Genomic DNA, 21,303 nt, shown 5'->3' on the forward strand with positions numbered 1-21,303 from the left:
GCCCTGGCCGGACGCGGGGTCGCGGCGCGGGGGGTCAGCCACCGCCGGGCTCCACCGTCCCCGCGCGCACCTGGAGGCGGCGGCCGGACAGCTCCGGCGGCACGTCCTCGGCCACCGCGGCCGTGATGAGCACCTGCTCGGCCGGCGCCACCAGCGCGGCCAGCCGCTGGCGGCGGCCGGCGTCCAGCTCCGCGAAGACGTCGTCCAGCACCAGCACCGGCTCGCTGGCCGGGTCCTTCGGACCCTCCCCGCACAGCAGCTCGTACAGGCCCAGGCGCAGCGCGAGCGCGTACGACCACGACTCCCCGTGGCTCGCGTACCCGCGCGCGGGCAGACCCGTCAGCTCCAGCACGAGGTCGTCGCGCTGGGGACCGACCAGCGAGGTGCCGCGCTCCAGCTCCTCGGAGCGCACCTCCGCCATCTGCTCCAGCAGCGCCTGGGCGAGCTCGGCGCGCGGTGGCAGCTCGGCGCCGCCGGCGAGGTCGAGGTCGGCGAGGAGCGGCAGGCTGCTGCGGTAGGCCAGGCGCACCGGACCGTCGGCGTCACCGGCGGCGGCGCCGGCGCCGGCGCCGCTCACGGCCGCGTAGGCGCGGGAGACGTGGGGGTGCAGCCGCCGGACGAGCAGCAGGCGTGCCGCCAGCAGCTCCGCGCCGGCGGTCGCCAGGTGGGTGTCCCACACGTCGAGGGTGGCCGCCTCGGCCGCCGCCGCGTCCTCCCACCCGGACTCGCGCGCCGCCTGCGCGGCCCTGTCACGGGCGCGCGACGGCCTGCCGCTGCGGCCGCCGCGGCGCGAGGCCGCGGCCTGGCGCAGCAGAGCGCCGCGCTGCTTGAGGACCCTGTCCAGGTCGGAGCGGACCCCCGCCAGCCGCGGGGCGAGCGCCACGAGGGCCTCGTCCATGAACCGGCGCCGACCCTCGGGGTCGCCCTTGACCAGGGCGAGGTCCTCCGGGGCGAACAGCACGGTGCGCAGCGACCCGAGCACCTCGCGGGCGCGCGACAGCGGCGCCCGGTTCAGCCGGGCGCGGTTGGCCTTCCCAGGAGAGATCTCCACCTCGACCAGCGTGGAGCGGCCGGCCCTGTCCACGGCGGCGCGCACCACCGCGCGCTCCGCCCCGGCGCGCACGAGCGGCGCGTCGGTGGCGGAGCGGTGGCTGCCGAGCGTCGCGACGTACCCGACGGCCTCGACGAGGTTGGTCTTCCCCTGCCCGTTCCGCCCGACCAGGGCGGTCGGGCCCGGGCCGAGCTCGACCTCCGCGCCCTCGTAGTTGCGGAAGTCGACCAGGGACAGGTGCGTGACGTGCACCCGTCCCCCCGGTCAGCGGGAGGTGGAGCCCGAGCCGGAGCTCGGTCCCGCCTCGGCGGCGCTGGCCTCCTGGGCGCCCTGCTCGGGCTGGCCGCCGCTGCGCTGGTCAGCGGTGGCGTCGTCCCCGCCGAGCGACTCGACCGCGTGCCCGCCGAACTGGTTGCGCAGCGCGGCGACCATCTTCATGGCCGGGGAGTCGTCCTGGCGGGAGGCGAAGCGCGCGAAGAGCGCCGCGGTGATCGCGGGCATCGGCACCGACTCGTTGATGGCTTCCTCCACCGTCCAGCGGCCCTCGCCGGAGTCGTTCACGTAGCCGCGGATGCTGCCGAGGCTGGTGCCCTCGGCCTCCAGGGCGCGCACCAGCAGGTCGAGCAGCCAGGAGCGCACCACGGTGCCGCGCGTCCACGCCTTGAAGGACCCCGTCACGTCGGTGACGATGTCCTTGGCCGTGAGCAGCTCGAAGCCCTCGGCGTAGGCCTGCATGAGGCCGTACTCGATGCCGTTGTGGACCATCTTCGCGTAGTGGCCCGCGCCCACGGCGCCGGCGTGGACGAACCCCTCCTCGCGCGGCCCCTCGGGGCGCAGCGCGTCGAAGACGGGCAGGAGGCGCTCGACCAGGGCGGCGTCGCCACCGCACATGAGGCCGTAGCCGTTCTCGAGGCCCCAGATCCCGCCGGAGACGCCGCAGTCCACGAAGCCGATGCCGCGCTCGGCGAGCGACTCCGCGTGGGCGGCGTCGTCGGTGTACTTCGAGTTGCCGCCGTCGATGACGACGTCGCCCTCGGACAGCAGGCCCTTGAGCTGGTCGATGACGCTGTGGGTGACCTTGCCGGCCGGGACCATCACCCAGACCGCGCGGGGCGCGGGCAGGGCGGCGACGAGGGCCTCGAGGCTCTCGACGTCGCTCAGGTCGGGGTTGTTGTCGAAGCCGGTGACCTCGACGCCGCCGCGGCGCAGCCGCGTGCGCATGTTGCCGCCCATCTTGCCGAGACCGACGAGACCGATGTGCACGGGAGACCTCCGGGGAAGGGGTGGTGGTGCTGGTGGACCGTTCCCCGTTCCATCGAACGGGTGACGCTCCGGCTTTAGCCGGCCATCCGCACGGGCATCAGCAGGTAGCGGTAGTGGTCGCTCGGCTCGCCGTCCTCGTCGGTCTGACCGGTGAGCACGGCGGGCTTCGTGGGAAGCGTGAAGGACAGGCGCACGAACGGCATGTTGAGCGCGCCGAGGCCGTCCAGGAGGAACTGCGGGTTGAACGCGATGGAGACGTCGTCGCCGTGCAGCTGCGCGGGGATCGCCTCGGACGCCTGGGCGTCCTCGCCGTCGCCGGCCTCCAGCACCACCTGGCCCTGGGTGAAGGACAGGCGCACCGGGCGGCTGCGCTCGGCGACGAGGGCGACGCGGCGGACCGCCTCGACCAGCGCCGGGACGGAGACCACCGCGGAGATCGGGGACTCGGCGGGGAACAGCGAGCGCACCTTGGGGTAGTCGCCGTCGACCAGGAGCGACGTGGTGCGCCGGCCACCGGCCTCGAAGCCGACCAGGCCCGAGGTGCCGCGTCCGCGCCCCTCGCCACCTGCGGCCTCGGACGACAGCGCCAGCACGACCTCACCGCTGCCCATGGCCCGGGCGACCTCGGAGAGGGTCCGGGCCCGCACGAGGGCCGCGGACGACGCGCCGGGCTGCCCGGCGGACCACGGCAGCGTGCGGACCGCGAGCCGGTAGCGGTCGGTGGCGAGCAGGGTCAGCTCGTCGTCCTCGATCTCTACGCGCACGCCCGTCAGCACGGGGAGCGTCTCGTCGCGGCTGGCCGCGACGACCACCTGGGCGACGGCGGACGCGAAGACGTCGCCGGCCACGCTGCCGAGGACGTCGGGCATGGCCGGCAGGGCCGGGTAGTCCTCCACCGGCATCGTCAGCAGCGTGAAGCGGCTCGAGCCGCAGGTCACGATGACGCGGGGCCCCTGCAGGGACACCTGCACCGGCTGCGCCGGCAGGGAGCGGGCGATGTCGGCCAGGAGGCGGCCCGAGACGAGCACGCGTCCGGACTCGTGCACCTCGGCCGGGACCTCCACGTGCGCGGAGACCTCGTAGTCGAAGCTCGACAGCTTCAGGACGCCCGGCTCCGCCGCCTCGAGGAGGACCCCCGACAGCACCGGGACCGGCGGCCGGGCCGGAAGCGTCCGCGCCGTCCACCCGACGGCGTCGGCCAGGACGTCGCGCTCGACCCCGAACCTCACGGGTCCACCTCCATGCGTGCGTGCTGCGTGCCCCGGGAGGGCCCCGACGGGCGAGGGTATCGGTGTGCGGGCCCTGACCCGGTCAGCCACCCACAGGCCCCCCGTGCCGCGGCTCGGGCGGTCCGGCGCAGATGAAGGCGGCGCGATCGAATCCGCTAGATGAATGGTTCCGTAGTAGTCATAGGGCCTGTGGATACTGTGGAAAACCCCCGTCATCGCAGGTGGGAGGTTGTGCACACCTGTGGACAGAGCTGTGGATGACGTGGGGAAAAACTACGGGTGCCTGTGGACGGCCAGATGTTGTCCACATCCCGTCCACAGATCGACCCCCGTTTGTCCACACGTCGTCCACAGGAATCCGACGGTTCTCCACAGGGCCTGTGGACACAGTCGTCCACAGGCCCTGTGGACGGCTGTGGATCGTCCTCACCTGTGGACACACCCTGTGGACAACTTGCGTCGTCGCAGGTCAGGAGGTTGCGAGCTTCAGGCTCGGTGCTGGAGCTTGATGCGGTTGGTCAGCTCCGTGACCTCGTTGTAGGTCTGCCGGCGCTCCGTGAGCTGCTCGCGCACCTTGCGGTTCGCGTGCATCACGGTGGTGTGGTCCCGACCGCCGAAGGCCTGTCCGATCTTGGGCAGGCTCAGCTCGGTGAGCTCCCGGCAGAGGTACATCGCCACCTGGCGCGCGTTCACCACCGACCGCGAGCGGGCGGGCCCGCACAGGTCCTCGATGGTCAGCTTGTAGTAGTCGGCCGTCTGCGCCATCACCGTCGCCAGGGAGATCTGCGCGGTCTCCCCGGTGAGGAGGTCCTTCAGGACCACCTCGGCGAGCGCCAGGTCGACGTCGGCGCGGTTGAGGTTGGCGAAGGCCGTGACGCGGATGAGGGCCCCCTCCAGCTCGCGGATGTTGGTCGAGATCTGCGAGCCGATGAACTCCAGCACCTCGTACGGCACCGAGATGCGGTCCGTGATGGCCTTCTTGGACAGGATCGCGATCCGCGTCTCCAGGTCCGGCGGCTGCACGTCCGTGGTCAGGCCCCACTCGAACCGCGACCGCATGCGCTCCTCGAACCCGAAGAGGTTCTTGGGCGGCTGGTCGGAGGTGATGATCACCTGCTTGTTGGCGTTGTGGAGCACGTTGAAGGTGTGGAAGAACTCCTCCTGCGTCTGCACCTTGTTGGACAGGAACTGGATGTCGTCCACGAGGAGGAAGTCGACGTCGCGGTAGCGGCGCAGGAACGAGTTCTTCTGGTCGTCCCTGATGGAGTTGATGAAGTCGTTGGTGAACTCCTCGGAGTTCACGTACCGGACCTTCACGCCCTGGTAGAGGTGCTGGGCGTAGTGCCCGATGGCGTGCAGCAGGTGCGTCTTGCCCAGCCCCGACGGCCCGTAGACGAACAGCGGGTTGTAGGCCTTGGCCGGCGCCTCGGCCACCGCCACCGCCGCCGCGTGGGCGAAGCGGTTGGAGGAGCCGATGACGAAGGTGTCGAAGGTGTACTTCGGGTTCAGCCGCGCGGGCTCGGCGTCCTTGCGGGTCTGCTCTCCGCGGCGGCTGCGCGGCACCTGCGGTGGCCGGCTCACGCCGAACAGGGCGCCGTCCTCGCCGGTGGCGAGCAGCTCGGAGCCGTCCTCGCCGTCCTCGTCCTCGGCGGGCTCGCCGTCTCCGGCGCCCGCAGGGGCTCCGGAGACGCCCCGGGGGGACGGCACCTGTCCCTCGGCGGGGGCGGGTGGGGGCGGCACCTCCAGGGGAGGGGCGTCGGTGAGGGTGCTGTCGACCGCCACCGCCACGCGGACCTCGCGGCCCAGGCGCTCCGAGAGCGCGGCCGCCACGGGCTCGCGCAGGCGCTGCTCGATCATCTCCTTGGTGAGCTCGTTGGGCACCGAGAGCAGCACCATGTCGTTGAGCAGACCGAGGGGACGCGTCAGGCGGAGGAACGCCAGCTGCTGGCGCGAGATGCGTGCGTCCGCACCCAGCGCGGCGATGACGGCCGGCCAGGCGGACGGGAGGTCCTGCTGATCGGCCACCGCTCCACCCTCCCACGCCCGCACGCGGGGTCGCGCACGTCGTCCACAGGGTTGTCCACAGGCTGTGGACGGAGGTGGGGACGTGGACCGGTCGGGAGGCGGCGGTGCCGGCCCCGGAGCGGGAGCGCACGACGCTAGCGGCACCGTCTCTCCGGGCACAAGGCGGCATGCCGGAGGGGGTTCCGACACCCCGGTGGCGCGGCCCGGGGCGTCAGGCGGCGGCTCGTGAGCGCGGCAGAATTGACCCTTCAGGCTCCGCGCCCCTACCGTGGAGCGGTTGCGGCAGGCGCTCGAGCGTCCCCGGAAGCCCTCACGACCACGTCGTCAGGGCCGGGGGAGCTCAGCCCGGCCGCTCGGTGCGACCGCATCCTCCCGGGTGCCAGGTCGCCCGCGACAGCGAGCTGATCAGCGACGTGATGGAGTGACGGGCGTGAGCAAGCGGACCTTCCAGCCGAACAACCGGCGCCGGGCCAAGGTGCACGGCTTCCGCCTGCGCATGCGGACCCGCGCCGGCCGAGCCATCCTCGCCGCGCGGCGCTCCAAGGGCCGCGCGCAGCTGTCCGCCTGAGACCAGCGGCCCCCGGGCCCGCTGCCTCGTGCTTCCCGCGCCGCACCGCCTGCGCCGCCCCGCCGACTTCTCGGCGGTCGTGCGGCGCGGGCGGCGCGCTGGCCGGCGCCACCTCGTGCTGCACCTCCTCGAGCCCTCGGGCCCGGAGGAGGCGGCAGGCCCGGTGCGCGTCGGTTTCGTGGTGTCCAAGGCCGTCGGCGGATCCGTGGTGCGCAACCGCGTCGAGCGGCGGCTGCGCCACCTCGTGCGCGACCACCTGGACGCGCTGCCTCCCGGGGCTCGCGCGGTGGTGAGGGCCAACCCGGCCTCCGCCGCAGCTCCGAGCGACGTGCTCGCGCGCGACCTGGCGTCCGCCGTGCACCGGCTCGTCAGCCCGGCCCGGGAGCCGGGGTGAGGCGGGCGGCGCGAGCGCTGCGGGCCCTCGACGCGGGGGTCGCCCTGGCGCTCCTGCTCCTGGTCCGGGCCTACCAGCTGCTGCTGTCCCCCCTGGTCGGCCCCGTCTGCCGCTACGCCCCCTCCTGCTCCTCCTACGGGGCCACGGCGCTCCGGCGCCACGGGGCGGTCCGGGGGACGTGGCTGACGGCGCGCCGGGTGCTGCGCTGCCACCCCTGGGCAGCCGGTGGCTGGGACCCCGTGCCCGAGCCCGCGGGCGGTGCGAGGGCGGAGGCGCCTCCCGGCAGGCCCCACACTGGTGCGGGCGGCGCGACCGGCGGCGAGCCGTCCGAGCGCCACCAGCGCCACCTGCTGCACGACCAGCCGGACCACCACGACCACGGGGCCTCCCGTCCCCAGCCCGTGAGGACGAGATGAACTTCTTCGAGAGCCTGATCTACCCGCTCGAGTGGGTGGTGGCCTGGATCATGGTCGGTGCCCACGCGGGCCTGACCGCGCTCGGCATGCCCGAGGACGGCGGCTGGACCTGGGCGCTCTCGATCGTCGCGCTCGTGGTGATCATCCGCATCGTCCTGATCCCGCTGTTCGTCAAGCAGATCAAGGCGAGCCGGGGCATGGCCCTCCTCCAGCCGGAGATGCGGAAGATCCAGCAGAAGTACAAGGGCAAGACCGACCCGGCCAGCCGCGAGGCGATGAGCCGGGAGACGATGGAGCTGTACCGCTCCCACGGCACCAACCCCTTCTCCTCCTGCCTGCCGATCCTCCTGCAGGCGCCGATCTTCTTCGCGCTCTTCCGGGTGCTGAACTACGGCATCCGCAACGAGCAGGGCGTCGGCCCGCTCACCGGGGTGCTGGCCAAGCAGGCCGCTGAGTCGACCATCTTCGGCGCGCGCCTGACGGACACCTTCCTGGGCAGCGGCGACCTCAACGTCAAGATCCTCACCGCGGTGCTCATCGTGGCCATGAGCCTCACGACGTTCACCACGCAGCGCCAGCTGATGATCAAGAACATGCCGGCCTCCGCGCTCGACAACCCGTTCGCGCAGCAGCAGAAGCTGATCATGTACCTGTTCCCGATCATCTTCGCCGTCTCCGGCGTGAACTTCCCGATCGGCGTGCTCATCTACTGGTTCACCACCAACCTGTGGACCGGTGGCCAGCAGGCCTACGTCATCCGCCGCATGCCCGCCCCCGGGTCCAAGGCCGAGGAGGCGCTGGAGGCCCGCCGGGCCCGCAAGCGCGCCCGCCGCGGTGAGGCCTCGACCGACGTCGTCGCCGGTGAGGTCGTCCAGGAGGCTCCCCAGCGGACCGGCCAGCGCGTCCAGCCCAAGCGCAAGGACCGCAACCGCGGTCCTGCCGAGCCGACGCGCCGCCCCCAGAACTGAACCGCCCACCTGACGACGAGGAGGCCGTGGTGAGCACCGAGCAGGCCACGCACGAGGTCCCCACCAGCACCACTGACGACGACGCCACCGCCGCGGCCGGTCCCGCGGAGGGCCACGCGCCCGCCGGCGAGGGCGGCGAGCGCCGCAGCCGCCTGGAGCGGCTCGAGGAGGAGGGAGAGGTGGCGGCTGACTACCTCGAGGAGCTCCTGGACATCGCCGACCTCGACGGCGACATCGACATCGACGTCGAAGACGGCCGCGCCGCCGTGTCGGTGGTCGCCGAGGGCAGCGACGCCGTCGCCCTGCGCCGGCTCGCCGGTCCGCGCGGCGAGGTGCTCGAGGCGCTGCAGGACCTGACCAGGCTCGCCGTCCAGGCGCGCACCGGTGAGCGCAGCCGCCTCATGCTCGACGTGGCGGGCCACCGCGCTCGCCGGCGCGAGGAGCTGCAGGAGCTGGCCGCGCAGGCGGTGGCCGAGGTCCAGCGCGACGGCGCCCCCGTGGCGCTGGAGCCGATGAACCCCTTCGAGCGCAAGGTCGTGCACGACGCCGTCGCGGCGGCCGGCCTGGTCAGCGACTCCGAGGGCGAGGAGCCCCACCGCCGCGTGGTGGTCTCCCCCGCCGCCTGACGTGGCAGGCGACCCCGCCGAGCCCGCTCAGGCCACCGGGGAGCTCCTGGCGCCGCGCGTCGTCGACGGTCGGCTGCCCGAGCCCGCCGGGCTGGCCGCGGCCGTGAGCACCGTCTTCGCCGCTCAGGACGACGACGGGGCCGGCCTCGACCTGGCGCGCCGCTACGCCGGCCACCTGGCCACGACGGCCGTCGAGCGCGGCCTCGTCGGCCCGCGGGAGGTGCCCCGCCTGTGGGAGCGGCACGTGCTCAACTGCGCCGTCGTCGGCGAGCTGCTCCCACCCGCCGCGCTGGTGGTGGACGTCGGCAGCGGCGCGGGCCTGCCGGGCCTCTGCCTGGCGCTGGCGCGGCCGGACGCCACCGTGGTGCTCGTGGAGCCCCTGGAGCGGCGCGCGACGTGGCTGGGTGAGGTCGTGGAGGACCTCGGCATCGGCCGCCGCGTGCGCGTGGTGCGGGCCCGTGCCGAGGAGGTCGCCCCGGGCCGTCCCGGTGCGCTGCCGGCCGCTGACGTGGTGACCGCGCGCGCCGTGGCACCCCTGGAGCGCCTCGCGGGCTGGTGCCTCCCCCTCGCTCGCCGCGGAGGCCTCCTCCTGGCCCTGAAGGGCCGGAGCGCTGCAGAGGAGGTCGAGGCGGCGCGTGCGGCGCTGGCGCGCCTCGGGGGCCTCGACCCGCAGGTGCTGGAGGTCGGGAGCGGGCTCGTCGCGGTCCCGACCACCGTGGTGAGCGTTACTGTGGGTGCCGCCCCTCACCCGGTCGGGGGTGCGCGAGGCGGAGAGGACGTCGGTGGTCGATCACGAGCGGCGCGGCAGCGCGCGCGGAAGCCACGTGGCTGAGCAGCCTCATGGAACGCCCGAGGACGAGGAGCTCGCCCGTCGGGCGCTGCTCGCCCAGGCGATCCCGGACGCCGGCGAGGACACGCCGCTGGCGCGCCAGGCCGCCGAGGACGCCCGCCGGCGGATCCGGCTGCGGGGGCGGATGCTCCCCAAGCCCCCCCAGACGCGCGTCCTGACGGTCGCCAACCAGAAGGGCGGCGTCGGCAAGACCACGAGCGCGGTGAACCTGGCTGCCGCCCTGGCCCAGTGCGGGCTGCAGGTGCTCGTGCTCGACGTCGACCCCCAGGGCAACGCGTCCACGGCGCTGGGTGTGGCCCACGAGGACCGCACGCCGGGCACGTACGAGGTGCTGGTGGAGGGCCTGCCGCTGTCGGAGGCCGTGCGCCCGTGCCCGGACGTGCGCGGTCTGGAGGTCTGCCCCGCCAGCATCGACCTGGCCGGCGCGGAGATGGAGCTGGCGCAGGAGCCCGACATGGTGGCCCGCGTCTCCCTGCTCAGCCGCGCCCTGGCCGACCACGTCGCCGAGCGCGAGGAGCAGGGACGTCCCCGCCTGGACTACGTCCTGCTGGACTGCCCGCCCAGCCTGGGCCTGATCACGCTCAACGCCCTGGTCGCGGCGCGCGAGGTGCTCATCCCCATCCAGTGCGAGTACTACGCGCTGGAGGGCCTGACGCAGCTGCGGAACAACATCGGCCTCGTGCAGCGGTCCCTGAACCCGCAGCTGGAGATCAGCACGATCCTGCTGACGATGTACGACGCGCGCACGCGCCTGGCCCGCGAGGTGGCCGACGAGGTGCGCCGCGCCTTCCCCACCCGGGTGCTCGACACCACCATCCCGCGGTCGGTGCGCATCTCCGAGGCGCCCAGCCACGGCGAGACCGTGATGACCTACGACCCGGGCAACTCCGGGGCGCTGTCGTACCTGCAGGCCGCGCGCGAGCTGGTCGAGGGCCACCACGCCCGCCTGGCCGCTGCCGCGCCGGTCCCCGCCGACGCGGTCGAGGACCCCGAGGCGGTGGTCCCCGCTCCTGCGGAGCCCGGCGGTGCCACGGACCCGGCGGCCACGGCTGAGCAGACCGTCCCGGTCGCGCGGCTCGGGCAGCCCGAGCCGTCCGACGCAGCAGAGGTCGAGGAGGGGGCGGACGCGGTCGACCAGACCGAGGAGCCCGAGCAGCCGGCGGCCGTCGTCGACCTCCGCAGCGGTCCCCTCGACCTGCGCGGCTCCTGGACGCCGGACCGCAGCACCGCCAGCGGCCGCCGCGCAGCGGAGCGCCGCGCATGAGCGAGCGCAAGCGCGGCCTGGGCCGGGGCCTGGGCGCCCTCATCCCCGACGCCGTGTCCCCGGAGGTCACCGGGCAGCTGCGCGCCGTCAGCGCGCCCGAGCGCCCCGACCGTCGTCCGGAGCCGCAGGTCCTCGACCGCGCCGACCGCCGTCCCGAGCCCGCCGAGGGCGACGGCGCCGGCAGCGGTGCTCCCGCTGACGGCCCCGGTGGCCGCGTCATCGACCTGCGCGACGGAGCCCCGGCGGCCCCCAGCTGGCAGGCGCCGCGCCGTCCCGGCTCCCGGGCCGCCGCGCGCGACGAGGACCTGCTGCCCATCCCGGGCACGTGGTTCGCCGAGGTGCCCATCGGGTCGGTCAGCCCCAACCCGCGCCAGCCGCGCCAGGTCTTCGACGAGGACGCGCACGCCGAGCTCGTGCACAGCGTCAAGGAGATCGGCGTCCTGCAGCCGGTGGTCGTCCGACCGCTGCGCCGGGTCGACGGCAGCACGCCGCCTCCGGGTGAGCAGATGTCGTTCGAGCTGGTCATGGGTGAGCGGCGCTGGCGCGCCGCGGAGAGCGCCGGCCTCACGACGGTGCCCGCCATCGTCAGGGACACCACCGACGAGGACCTCCTGCGCGACGCGCTGCTGGAGAACCTCCACCGCGCCGACCTCAACCCCCTCGAGGAGGCGGCGGCCTACCAGCAGCTCCTCGACGACTTCGGCTGCACGCACGACTCCCTCGCCCAGCGCCTGGGCAGGTCCCGTCCGCAGATCTCCAACACGATCCGCCTCCTGCGGCTGCCCCCGACGGTGGCCCGCCGCGTGGCCGCCGGTGTCATCTCCGCAGGTCATGCGCGGGCCCTCCTCGGGCTGCCGACGGCGGACGCCATGGAGCGCCTGGCGCAGCGGATCGTGGCCGAGGGCCTGTCGGTGCGCACGACTGAGGAGCTGGTGGCCCTGGGCGGCGTCGGCCAGGCCCGGCCGAGCCGCCCGCAGGTGCGCGCCGCGGCGCCCGTGCTGGACGACCTCGCCGCCCGCCTGTCTGACCGCTTCGACACCCGGGTGAGCGTGGCCATGGGCGCCAAGAAGGGGCGCCTGACGGTCGAGTTCGCGACCCTGGAGGACCTCGACCGCATCCTCGGGTCGTTGGCCCCGGGTGAGTCAGGGGTCTTCCAGGCCACCGCTGATGACGTGATCGACGCCGACGGCGCTGGGGGCCCGACCGGTCCCTCGAGCGCCTCCTGACGCCCCCGGAGCCCGGGGCGTGTCCCGCCGCGTCGCGCCGCTGACCCTCGAGGCGCTGTCCGACCTGCCGACCCGCTGCCGCGGGTGCGTGGCGTGGGAGCTCGACCCCGTCTCCGCGGGTCGCGCCGTCGCCGCGGGCGGCACCGCCTTCGAGAAGGAGGCGTGGCTGTCCGAGGTGCTCCTGCAGTGGGGCTCGGCGGGGCGGCTGGCGTACGTCGACGACGCTCTCGTCGGCTTCGTCACCTACGCGCCTCCCGTGCACGTGCCGCGCTCGCGCGCGTTCCCCACCTCGCCGGTGAGCGGTGACGCCGTGCTGCTGATGACCGGGTACGTCGAGCAGCAGCACCGCGGCGGTGGCATCGCCCGGATGCTGGTGCAGAGCGCTGCCAAGGACCTCACCCAGCGCGGCGTGCGCGCGATCGAGGCGTTCGGCGTCGCCGGGACCGAGGTGGACGCGCTGGACGCCGGCCTGTCGGCCGGGTGCATGGTCCCGGCGGCCTTCTTCGAGGCCGTGGGCTTCACCGTGGTCAGGCCCCACCACCGCTACCCGCGTCTGCGGCTGGAGCTGAGGACCGCGCTGTCGTGGCGCGAGGACGTCGAGGCGGCCCTGGAGCGCATCCTGGGCCGCGCGCGCGTCCCCGTCCTCTCCGGGGTCTGAGCCGGCTCGGCGGGGTCCTCAGCGGAGCGCACAGGGCCTCGCACTGCTGACGACGACGAAGGCCCCCGACCTGTGCAGGTCGGGGGCCTTCGTCGTCGTCAGCGGGTCAGCCGATGAACTCGGCGAGCTCCCGCTCGAGGACGGGCTTGGGACGGGCGCCGATGATCTGCTTCACCAGCTCACCGCCCTTGTAGACGTTGAGGGTGGGGATGGAGGTGATGCCGTACGCCGCGGAGGTGCGCGGGTTCTCGTCGGTGTTCACCTTGACGACGTCGAGGACCTCGGCGTGCTCGCCGGCGATCTCCTCGATGATGGGGGAGACCTGGCGGCACGGGCCGCACCAGGGCGCCCAGAAGTCGACGAGGACGGGCTTGTCGTTCTGCAGCACCTCGGTGTCGAAGGTGGCGTCGGTGACGGCGCGAGCGGTCATGGCTGTTCCTCTCGGTCTGCGGGCGGGTCGGTGGTGGTGCGGGAGCGGGCGAGCGGTCAGCCGACGGCGGTGGCCTCGGCCACCTCTTCGGCCTCGACCGCGGCGACCCGCGGGGAGTCGGTGTCGGCCAGGGCGGCCAGGTACCGCTCGGCGTCGAGGGCCGCGACGGTGCCGGAGGCGGCCGCGGTGATGGCCTGGCGGTACTCGTGGTCGACCACGTCCCCGCAGGCGAAGACGCCCGGCAGGTTGGTGCGCGAGGAGCGCCCCTCCACCGCGACGTAGCCCTTGTCGTCCAGGTCCACCTGGCCGCGGAAGAGGTCGACGCGGGGCTCGTGGCCGATGGCCACGAACACGCCGGCCACGGGCAGCTCGGACAGCTCGTCCGTCACGGTGTCGCGCAGGCGCAGGCCGGTGACCTTGTCACCACCCACGACGTCCTCCACGGCGCTGTTCCAGGCGTAGCGGATCTTGGGGTCGTTCTGCGCGCGGCGCTGCATGATCTTCGAGGCGCGCAGCTCGTCGCGGCGGTGCACCAGCGTTACCGAGTCGGCGAAGCGCGACAGGAACGTCGCCTCCTCCAGCGCCGAGTCGCCCCCGCCGACCACCGCGACGTCCTTGCCCTTGAAGAAGAAGCCGTCGCAGGTGGCGCACCAGGAGACCCCGTGGCCGGAGAGGCGCTTCTCGTTGGGCAGGCCCAGCTCGCGGTAGGCGGAGCCGGTGGCGAGCACGACCACGCGGGCGCGGTAGGTCTCCCCCAGGCCGGTGCGCACCACCTTGACGTCACCGGTGAGGTCCAGCTCGACGGCGTCGTCGTAGACGACCTCCGCGCCGAACCGCTCGGCCTGGGCCTGCATGCGCTCCATGAGCTCGGGGCCCATGAGGCCCTCGGGGAAGCCCGGGAAGTTCTCGACCTCGGTGGTGTTCATGAGGGCTCCGCCGACCGTGACGGAACCCGCCACCACGACGGGGTGCAGGTCGGCGCGGGCGGCGTAGATGGCCGCCGTCCAGCCTGCGGGTCCCGATCCCACGATCACCAGGTCGCGGACGTCATCGGGCACGTGGGTCTCCCCTCGAAGGCGGTTGCGCCGGGTCCCGCTGCTGGTCACGGGGCGCGAGTCGTTCAACCGATCGTAGGGGCCGGTCTGTTCCCGACCGTGCTCCCGACCCGTCAGCGCGCGGAGACCTCGTCGACGGTCGCGGCGTACCCGGACGACGTCTGCGGGAGCTCGGTGAACCAGAGCAGCAGGTGGGTGGCGGTCGTCGGCTGGTCCAGGGGGATCTCGACGGTGGCGCCACCGGTGCCCGCTGCGGTGGTGGCCACGACGGTGCTGCCCTCGTAGCCGCCGTCGGGGCTGCTGCGGACCTCCAGGCGACCGCCGGTGCCCTCGGTGCGCAGCTGCAGCGACGTGACGGTGCTCGGTGTCGTGCCGTCGCCCAGCACGAGACCCAGCCCCACGCCGCGCTTGAGGTTGCCCAGCGCCGCGTTGCTGTAGGTGCTCGAGCGCCACTGGGTGGCGGGGTCGCCGTCGACGGCGCGCGAGGCGGCCGCGTCGTTCTCGCTGCTGTCGCCGAAGGGGTCCTGGGCGAGCGCGCTCGTGATCTCACCGGCGCCCTCGACGACCTCGGGCGCACCCGGGGCGGAGGAGCCACCACCCTGGGCGGTCGGGTCTGCGGGCGCAGAGGCGGACGCCCCCGGCGCCGTCGTGTCCGAGGGCGTGATGCCCAGGGCCCCGGCGATCTGCGAGCCCCTCAGCCCCAGCACCACCACGGCCGCCAGCAGCGCGAGGACGAGGACGACGAGGACGGCGAGGAGCGGTCCGCGCCGGCGCCGCTCCTCGCTGGTCGGGGCGTGGCGCGGTGCTGCCACGGCCTCGGCGCCGGCGGGCGCGTGACCCCAGCCGGCGCTGACCCAGTCGGTGGAGTCGGTGTCGGAGAACGCGGCGGTGGCGCGTGAGGTAACGCCCGGGGCGTCGTGCCGAGCGGGGCGCGCCGGCGCGACCGGAGTCGTCGCGACGGGCGCTGCGGGCGCGGGGCGCTGCGGCGCGGGCGCCGCTGGCCGCACCTGCGGCTGCAGGTGCTGGGTGGGGCGCGGCTGCGCCGTGGGAGCGCCGCGGCGCTCGTCGTCGTCCAGGGGAGCCGTGGCGGTCGCGGGCGCGGCGGCCGCAGCCCGCTCCAGGGCGGGCGGCACCTGGCGACGGGGACCGGTGACCGGTCCGAGGAGGGCGTCGAACGCGTCCTCCCCGTGCGCGGCGCGCTCGGCCTCGCGCTCGGCGCGGCGCTGGGCGGCCCTGCGCTCGGCCCGGGTGGTGTGGACGACGGGCTCGTCCTCACCAGCACCGGCGAAGTGCAGACCGGGGCCCCCGCCGAGGCGGGCCCGGGTCGGCGCGGACGCCCAGGCACCTGCGGCGCCGGACGTGGCTCCGGCCGGTGGCGCGGTGCCGCTGGTCGCCTCGACGGTGGCCTCGTCCGTCGACTGCTCGGCGTCCTGGGCGTCCGGCCCGGCAGGAGCCGCCTGGGCGCTCCACGCGCCCGCGAGCCCCGGGGTCGCGGGCAGTCCGAGGGCCGTGCGCGTCACAGGGCCGGTGGCGCTGCCCCAGGGCGCCAGGGCGGCGGCGACGTCCGCGGGGGAGGTAGGTCCCTCGCGGTAGGGACCCAGCACCGCGGCGCACAGGGCGTCGAGGTCGTGGGGGACTCCCGAGGTCAGCTCACCAGGAGTGACCGGGCTGCCACCTCGACCCGTGGGCGCCGCGCCCAGGGCTCCGCACCGGCCCGCGGGCCACAGGCCCGTCAGGGCCGCGTACAGCACCCGCACCAGGCCTTCCGCGTCGTCGCGGTCGGCCTCGGCGGGGGAGCGCGGGGGCAGGCCGGCGGCGGCGCTGGCCACCTCGAGGCCCAGCACGCTGACAGCGCCGTCCGCCGTGAGGGCCACGGCACCGGGCTCGAGGCGGCGGTGGTGCAGGCCGGAGCGGCTGGCCCGGGCGAGCACGGCGGCCGCCTCGCCCACCAGCGCCCGCGCGCGGGCGGCGGGCAGCGGCGACTCGCGGAGCAGCTCGGCCAGCGTGCGACCGGGGGAGCGCTCGGTGACCACCCAGCCCAGGGCGGTGCCGTCCACGGCCCGCTCCAGGCCCACGTCGAGCAGGTGCGGCAGCCGCTCGTCCTCCAGGGTCGCGGAGCGGCGGGCCGCGTCGACGGCCTCGGCGGCGGTGGGACCGGACACCACGGTGACCACCACGGGGCGCAGCAGCTGGTCGTCCTCGCCGTCCCAGGTGGCCCAGGCGCCGTCCTTGGTGCGGCGCTGCAGCAGGCGGTACCTGCCGTCCAGGAGGACGCCGACGGACCCGGCGACGGTGCGCGCGCGGCCCGCGGTGCGGACGGCCGAGGACGGGCCCGCCCCCACCGGGGCGGGCTCCTCGCCGCGGGAGGGCAGGGGCGTGGTGCTGTCTGCCACCTCAGCTCCTCCAGTCGTCGCTCAGCGTGCGTCCGCGCTCTCCCAGCGCAGTCGTCGAACACTGGATGGTACGGGGAGCCGATCCTCTGCGCCGTGATCCAGTAGCGCGTGTCGTGCCCGTCAGAAGGGCCGCCAGAGGTGGCTCGCGGTGGTTCGGCGGGCTTCGTCCCGGACTGCCCCGCCGCCCGGGAACGGCAGAGGGGACCGTCCCCGAGCGGGCCGGTCCCCTCCGTCAGCAGCGGGCGGGCTCGTCGTCAGCGACGGCCGAGCGGACCGGGAAGGCGGCGCAGCAGCGGCCGGACCTCTTCCACGTGGAGCACCCGCAGCCCCACCGCGTACACGAGGACGACGACGGCGCCCCCGACCACGGCCAGGACCGCTGCGCCGACGTAGCCACGCTCCAGGAGCCCGTCGAGAGGTCGGACGGTGAGCAGCCCCAGCGCCGTGGCGACCGCGCCGATGACGAGGAGGCGGATGTGGGTGCGGACGACCCGGGCGCCGTCGACACCCCCGAGCCGCTTGCGGAGGGCCAGGACACCGACGACGGCGCCGACCCACTGGGACACGACGAGGCCGGCAGCCACGCCCTCGATGCGCACCGCGGGCGGCAGCGCGAAGGTGGTGAGTGAGACGGACACCCACAGCGCGGTCGTCAGCGCCTGGACGAAGAAGGGCGTCCTGGCGTCCTCGAGGGCGTAGAAGCCCCGCTGCACGAGGTAGGTGGCGCTGAAAGGGACGAGTCCCAGGGCGACGACGGCGATGACGCGAGCCAGGACGGCACCATCGTCCGGCCGGCCTCCTGCGAGCAGCACACCGGTCGGGCCGTTGAGCGCGACCAGGCCAGCGCTGGCCACCACGGTGGCGACGGCGACCGTCCGCAGCCCCGAGGAGACGTCCATCCTCAGCGCTGCGAGGTCACCCTCGGCCGCCGCCCGGCTCATCCTCGTGAAGAGCGCCGTCACGAGCGACACCGTCACCAGGGAGTGGGGGAGCATGAACACCAGGAAGGCGGAGCTCCACACGGTGTTGCCGGCAGCGTCGCCGCCGCTGACGCTGCTGCCCACGTTGGCGATGACGAAGGCGCTGCCCTGGCTGAGGAGCAGGGCGCCGAAGGTCCACCCTGCGACCCGACCCGCGCTGCGCAGCCCCATCCCGCGCACGCCCCACCGGGGTCGGAGACGGACGCCCGCTCGCCGCAGGACCGGCAGCAGCACCAGCGCCTGCGCGACCACCCCGAGCGTCGACGTCCCGGCGAGCACCGCGATCTGCGCCGGGGTCCAGGCCGCGGCGGAGACGTCCTTGCCCACCGTGCCGAACGCCAGGAAGAACACGCCCAGGCCCGCCAGACCCACCACGTTGTTCACGACCGGTGCCCACATGTAGGCGCCGAACCGGCCCTTGGCGTTGAGGATCTGGCCGAGCAGCGTGTAGAGCGCGTAGAAGAAGACCTGCGGCAGGCACCAGAAGCCGAAGGCGACGGCGAGGGTCCGTTGAGCCGGGTCGGCGCTGAACGTCGTCAGCAGGATGACGAGGGGGGCGGCCGCGACGAGGACCGCCGTGACCGCGGCGAGCGCCACGACGGCGGCCGTCACGAGGCGGTCGAGGTACTCGGCGCCGCCGTCGGGACGCTGCATGGCGCGCACCACCTGGGGCACGAGCACGGCGTTGAGCACGCCGCCGGCGATGAGCAGGTAGAGCATGTTGGGAACGGTGTTGGCGACGGTGAAGGCGTTCGCACCAGCTCCGACGGCGCTGATGAGCGCAGCGAGGAGCGAGACGCGCACGAAGCCGAGGACGCGGGAGACCGCCGTCCCCGCCGCCATCACCGCGCTGGCCCGTCCCAGGGCCGCTCCGCTGAGGGACCGGCGCTCGGAACGGGCTTCAGCCACGGGTGGACTCCTCGGGACGTCGGGTGGGTGGGCCGTCGGGGTCCGCCTCCTCGGCGGAGCGCACCACGGGGGGAGCGGGGCGTCGGCGGACGCGCAGGACGGTGCGCACCACCCCGCCGACGAAGACGAGGCCCGCGACACCGGCGGCGATCGCCACGCCCCGGCCCTCCCAGTCGGCGCGGACGCGGACGCGGAGGTCCATGGGCGTCCCGATCTGGTTGCCCGCGGTGTCGGTGAGGTAGACCGTCACGGACGTGTCGCCGCTCGCCGCGGCCTTCACGGGGATCTGCGCGGGCTGCGTCGCCCCGGGAGCGATGGTCAGCTGCACCGGATCGCGGGGGATGAGGCGCAGGTTCCCCGAGCGCAGGTGCACGAGGACGGTGGCCGGCTGCGTCAGCGAGTTGCTCACGTTGACGGGCAGGTTGACCCGTGAGGAGATCACCGTGGTGGTGCTCCTCTTGACGATCTGCAGTGCACTGCGCAACCGCGTGGCCGTCTCGCCCAGTTCGTCGACCCCCTGCTGCCAGCCCTGCAGGTCCTCGCGCCACCCGAGCCCGGCGGCGGCGGTGGCCCTGCGCTCCACCGGAGCCAGCAGCTCCTGGCGGCCCGTCGGGTCCTGCACGACGGGCGCCACGGTCCGGGCCGCGGCCACCGCGCTCTGCGCGTCGTTGAGCCCTCCTGCCGACAGGGGCGTCCCCGTGGGACCCGGCTCCGCCGACAGCGCCCGCGCCTGCGACACGTCGAAGGCGGCCGCGGTGGGCGGGGTGGCGAGGAGGTCGGGCAGGGAGGTCGCCCGCACCCAGGGAGCGGAGCTGACCGGACCGAGCACGGTCGCCATCGCCGAGGGGTCCGCGTCCCAGTCGCGGGGGAGGGCGAGCACCACGCCGCCCCCGGCCGACGCCGACACCGCGGTGTCGGCGAGGAGCCGGGCGGTCGCCTCGGAGGGGTCCACCTGGGAGCCGTCAGCAGCGGCCGACGTCAGCAGCGACGAGGCAGCGGCGTCCACGAGCACCCCGGTGGCCGTGGCGGTGCTGCCGTCGGCGGTCCGCGTGGCCAGCGTCGCCGTCGAGGGGCCGGTCCCCCGGTCTGACACCGCTCCCGGCACGGACCTCGCGTCCACCAGCACCGCCGGGCCCGGGCCAGACCCCCCTGCGCTGCGCGCCGCGGCGGCGGACTCGGTGACCAGCGGCTGCGGGGTGGCGGTGCCGAGGTCCGCCGGCCACAGCAGGGCCTGGTCGTCGTCGCCGTCCAGCGCGGCGCGCGACTGGGAGACGGCCAGCGCGAGCAGGTCGCTGGTGCCCGCGGCGCCGGTGGCCACCACGTCGGTGTCGCCGTGCGGCAGCACCACCGCCCTGCCCCCGGTGCGCGCGCGGAGCACGTCGAGCCACGCCTGGAGGTCGGGCGAGGTCTCGTCGGCCGTTCCGGTCGTGAGCTCGGGGGCGTCGCCCGTGCCACCCGCGGACGTCGGGTCCGCAGTGCTCGCCGTCGCCGGGGTGCTCGCAGCGCTGCCGGCGGTGGGCGACGCAGCGGCGCTCGCGGAGGCGCTGGCGCTGCTGCTCGGCGTGGCCCCCTGGCTGCTGGCGCTCCCGGTGGCGGTGGAGCTCTGCTCCTGGGCCGGCTGGGCGAACGGGCCGAGCAGGGCGGGGTCGACCACGAGGCTCGTCGACTGCAGGGACATGGCTGGCAGCAGGTCGCGCAGCCGGCCGAGCTGGTCCTCCACGCGCTGTTCGGGCAGCTGCCCCGTGCCCACGTCGGGTGCCCCGGCGGTGACCGGAGCCACCACCGTCAGGGGAGCGGTCACCTGTGAGGCGCCCTGGGGCGCCCACACCACGAAGGAGCGCAGGGCCGCGAGGCGCTGCAGGGAGGAGTCGATGACGTCCACGGTGACGCCCCGCGGTCCGAAGTCCGCGCCCAGCTGGAGCTGGTCGGCGTCCACGGTGAAGTCGACCTCCGTGCTCTCCCCCGGCTCCAGCGACCGTCCCACCGGCTGCTCGGCGCCGTCGACGCCGGAGAACCTGTCCCCTCCCTGCACGCCCTCACCCGACGCCCACGCGTCGAGCGCGGCACGGCTGGAGAGCACCGGGGAGTTGACGAAGAGCCGCGCCCGGGCACCGGTCAGCGCGGTGGTGCTCGTGTTGGTGACCTGCACCCGGACCACCAGCTGCGACCCCGGCGTGAGCGCGGCACCGGCGCCCATCTGCTCCAGGTCCACGGCGATGCCGCTGGGACCCACCACCGAGGCGACGGACGCCAGCGCTGGTCCCGGGGCCGTCAGGGGCGCGGCGGCTGCGGGCGCCGCGACGGCGACCGGCCCCAGAGCCACCGCAGCGGTGCCGACGACGACCGCGAGCCGCCGCGACGACGGACGGGACCGGATGCCCCTCCGCACCACGTGGTCACCCACCGCTGGCGAGCAGCGCGCTCGCGGCGCGCGCGATCCGGCGCTCGTTGGAGAACGCCAGCCGCTGCCCGAGCTGGGTGACGGGCACCCAGGCCGCCTCGACGGCCTCCGCGTCGGGGTCGCCGTCCACGCTGATCGCTCCCCCCGTGGCCTCGAGCAGGTAGTGGTGGACGGTCTTGTGGATGCGCCGGCCCTCCGCGGAGAACCAGTAGTCGATGGTGCCGAGCTCCCCCACCACCACGCCGGTGATGCCGGTCTCCTCGGCCACCTCGCGGACGGCCGCCTCCTGGGGCGTCTCGGCGCCCTCCAGGTGCCCCTTGGGCAGGCACCACTCGAGGCGCCCGGCGCGGTTCAGCCGCGCGATGAGCGCCGCGCGGGCCTCGCCGGTGGAGGTCTCCACGACGATGCCGCCCGCTGAGACCTCCTCCACGGTGCGGCCACCGCCGCGCCACGGGGTCCGACCACCCCGTTCGGAGGGCCGCTGGCCCGGCCTGCCGCCGTCGCGACCGTCGTCGCGACGACGCCGTCCCGGCGTCGGACGACGATCGCCTGGGGCCATGCGAGCCACTGTAACTTCGCGACCTCTGGCAGCCTTGA

General features: G+C 74.9%; 18 protein-coding genes and 1 pseudogene. 9 read left to right on the forward strand and 10 right to left on the reverse strand.

Annotation, left to right across the window (positions count from 1 at the left end; translation table 11 throughout):
* Window positions 1-34: 34 nt before the first annotated feature.
* The 4 genes from recF to dnaA all read right to left on the reverse strand — a co-directional run bounded on the left by recF (window position 35) and on the right by dnaA (window position 5,568).
* Window positions 35-1,303, reverse strand: a complete 1,269-nt coding sequence (recF, locus tag FMM08_RS10870) for a DNA replication/repair protein RecF (protein WP_147926399.1) — start codon at window positions 1,301-1,303, stop codon at window positions 35-37.
* A 12-nt stretch (window positions 1,304-1,315) separates the two neighbouring features.
* The gene (gene gnd / locus FMM08_RS10875) at window positions 1,316-2,314 is read right to left on the reverse strand and encodes a phosphogluconate dehydrogenase (NAD(+)-dependent, decarboxylating) (RefSeq protein WP_147926400.1); all 999 of its coding nucleotides are present in this window, start codon (window positions 2,312-2,314) and stop codon (window positions 1,316-1,318) included.
* Window positions 2,315-2,388: 74 nt separating this feature from the next.
* Window positions 2,389-3,543, reverse strand: a complete 1,155-nt coding sequence (gene dnaN, locus FMM08_RS10880) for a DNA polymerase III subunit beta (protein ID WP_147926401.1) — start codon at window positions 3,541-3,543, stop codon at window positions 2,389-2,391.
* A gap of 486 nt (window positions 3,544-4,029) precedes the next feature.
* Window positions 4,030-5,568, reverse strand: coding sequence for a chromosomal replication initiator protein DnaA (dnaA, locus tag FMM08_RS10885; protein WP_147926402.1), 1,539 nt, complete (start codon window positions 5,566-5,568; stop codon window positions 4,030-4,032).
* 430 nt (window positions 5,569-5,998) lie between these two features.
* Here dnaA and rpmH point away from each other — a divergent pair, with 430 nt between their 5' ends.
* The 9 genes and pseudogenes from rpmH to FMM08_RS10930 all read left to right on the forward strand — a co-directional run bounded on the left by rpmH (window position 5,999) and on the right by FMM08_RS10930 (window position 12,538).
* Complete coding sequence (gene rpmH / locus FMM08_RS10890; protein WP_109772950.1) at window positions 5,999-6,136, forward strand: 50S ribosomal protein L34; 138 nt, start codon at window positions 5,999-6,001, stop codon at window positions 6,134-6,136.
* 28 nt (window positions 6,137-6,164) lie between these two features.
* Window positions 6,165-6,530 carry a ribonuclease P protein component gene (rnpA, locus tag FMM08_RS10895; protein ID WP_147926403.1) on the forward strand — a complete coding sequence of 122 codons (366 nt, stop codon included), beginning with the start codon at window positions 6,165-6,167 and terminating at the stop codon, window positions 6,528-6,530.
* Window positions 6,531-6,547: 17 nt separating this feature from the next.
* A pseudogene (gene yidD / locus FMM08_RS24105) lies at window positions 6,548-6,778 on the forward strand (membrane protein insertion efficiency factor YidD); the annotation flags it as partial.
* Between the two features lie 164 nt (window positions 6,779-6,942).
* Window positions 6,943-7,914, forward strand: coding sequence for a membrane protein insertase YidC (yidC, locus tag FMM08_RS10905; protein ID WP_147926404.1), 972 nt, complete (start codon window positions 6,943-6,945; stop codon window positions 7,912-7,914).
* Window positions 7,915-7,943: 29 nt separating this feature from the next.
* A complete protein-coding gene (locus FMM08_RS10910) occupies window positions 7,944-8,540 on the forward strand; it encodes a Jag family protein (protein ID WP_147926405.1) in 597 nt (198 codons plus the stop codon).
* Window positions 8,541-8,613: 73 nt separating this feature from the next.
* Entirely contained in the window at window positions 8,614-9,372 is a 759-nt protein-coding gene (gene rsmG, locus FMM08_RS10915) for a 16S rRNA (guanine(527)-N(7))-methyltransferase RsmG (RefSeq protein ID WP_147926642.1), read from the forward strand.
* Window positions 9,365-10,654: a ParA family protein gene (locus tag FMM08_RS24110; protein WP_369431705.1), complete on the forward strand. Its 1,290-nt coding sequence runs from the start codon at window positions 9,365-9,367 to the stop codon at window positions 10,652-10,654. The genes rsmG and FMM08_RS24110 overlap by 8 nt, the downstream gene beginning before the upstream one ends.
* Complete coding sequence (locus FMM08_RS10925; protein ID WP_187279692.1) at window positions 10,651-11,880, forward strand: ParB/RepB/Spo0J family partition protein; 1,230 nt, start codon at window positions 10,651-10,653, stop codon at window positions 11,878-11,880. The genes FMM08_RS24110 and FMM08_RS10925 overlap by 4 nt, the downstream gene beginning before the upstream one ends.
* 19 nt (window positions 11,881-11,899) lie before the next feature.
* Window positions 11,900-12,538: a GNAT family N-acetyltransferase gene (locus FMM08_RS10930; RefSeq protein WP_147926406.1), complete on the forward strand. Its 639-nt coding sequence runs from the start codon at window positions 11,900-11,902 to the stop codon at window positions 12,536-12,538.
* 106 nt (window positions 12,539-12,644) lie between these two features.
* Here the strand turns inward: FMM08_RS10930 and trxA are convergent, their stop codons facing one another.
* The 6 genes from trxA to FMM08_RS10960 all read right to left on the reverse strand — a co-directional run bounded on the left by trxA (window position 12,645) and on the right by FMM08_RS10960 (window position 21,265).
* A complete protein-coding gene (gene trxA / locus FMM08_RS10935) occupies window positions 12,645-12,968 on the reverse strand; it encodes a thioredoxin (protein WP_147926407.1) in 324 nt (107 codons plus the stop codon).
* A gap of 56 nt (window positions 12,969-13,024) precedes the next feature.
* Window positions 13,025-14,026, reverse strand: a complete 1,002-nt coding sequence (trxB, locus tag FMM08_RS10940; protein WP_147926408.1) for a thioredoxin-disulfide reductase — start codon at window positions 14,024-14,026, stop codon at window positions 13,025-13,027.
* Between the two features lie 110 nt (window positions 14,027-14,136).
* Window positions 14,137-16,416, reverse strand: coding sequence for a protein kinase family protein (locus FMM08_RS23940; RefSeq protein WP_147926409.1), 2,280 nt, complete (start codon window positions 16,414-16,416; stop codon window positions 14,137-14,139).
* Between the two features lie 254 nt (window positions 16,417-16,670).
* On the reverse strand, window positions 16,671-18,305 hold the full coding sequence (gene murJ, locus FMM08_RS10950) for a murein biosynthesis integral membrane protein MurJ (RefSeq protein ID WP_222710665.1): 1,635 nt from the start codon (window positions 18,303-18,305) through the stop codon (window positions 16,671-16,673).
* Window positions 18,298-20,697: a DUF6049 family protein gene (locus tag FMM08_RS10955; RefSeq protein ID WP_147926410.1), complete on the reverse strand. Its 2,400-nt coding sequence runs from the start codon at window positions 20,695-20,697 to the stop codon at window positions 18,298-18,300. Before FMM08_RS10955 ends, murJ begins: the two co-directional genes overlap by 8 nt.
* A gap of 4 nt (window positions 20,698-20,701) precedes the next feature.
* The gene (locus FMM08_RS10960; RefSeq protein ID WP_147926411.1) at window positions 20,702-21,265 is read right to left on the reverse strand and encodes an NUDIX hydrolase; all 564 of its coding nucleotides are present in this window, start codon (window positions 21,263-21,265) and stop codon (window positions 20,702-20,704) included.
* Window positions 21,266-21,303 lie beyond the last annotated feature (38 nt).

It is taken from the genome of Quadrisphaera setariae, from assembly GCF_008041935.1.
GTDB lineage: Bacteria > Actinomycetota > Actinomycetes > Actinomycetales > Quadrisphaeraceae > Quadrisphaera > Quadrisphaera setariae.

Excerpts from the sequence above, each read along its gene's own strand:
- yidC (WP_147926404.1), top strand. The coding sequence starts at position 6,943 with ATGAACTTCTTCGAGAGCCTGATCTACCCGCTCGAGTGGGTGGTGGCC.
- FMM08_RS10925 (WP_187279692.1), top strand. The coding sequence starts at position 10,651 with ATGAGCGAGCGCAAGCGCGGCCTGGGCCGGGGCCTGGGCGCCCTCATC.
- trxA (WP_147926407.1), bottom strand. The coding sequence starts at position 12,968 with ATGACCGCTCGCGCCGTCACCGACGCCACCTTCGACACCGAGGTGCTG.
- FMM08_RS10960 (WP_147926411.1), bottom strand. The coding sequence starts at position 21,265 with ATGGCCCCAGGCGATCGTCGTCCGACGCCGGGACGGCGTCGTCGCGAC.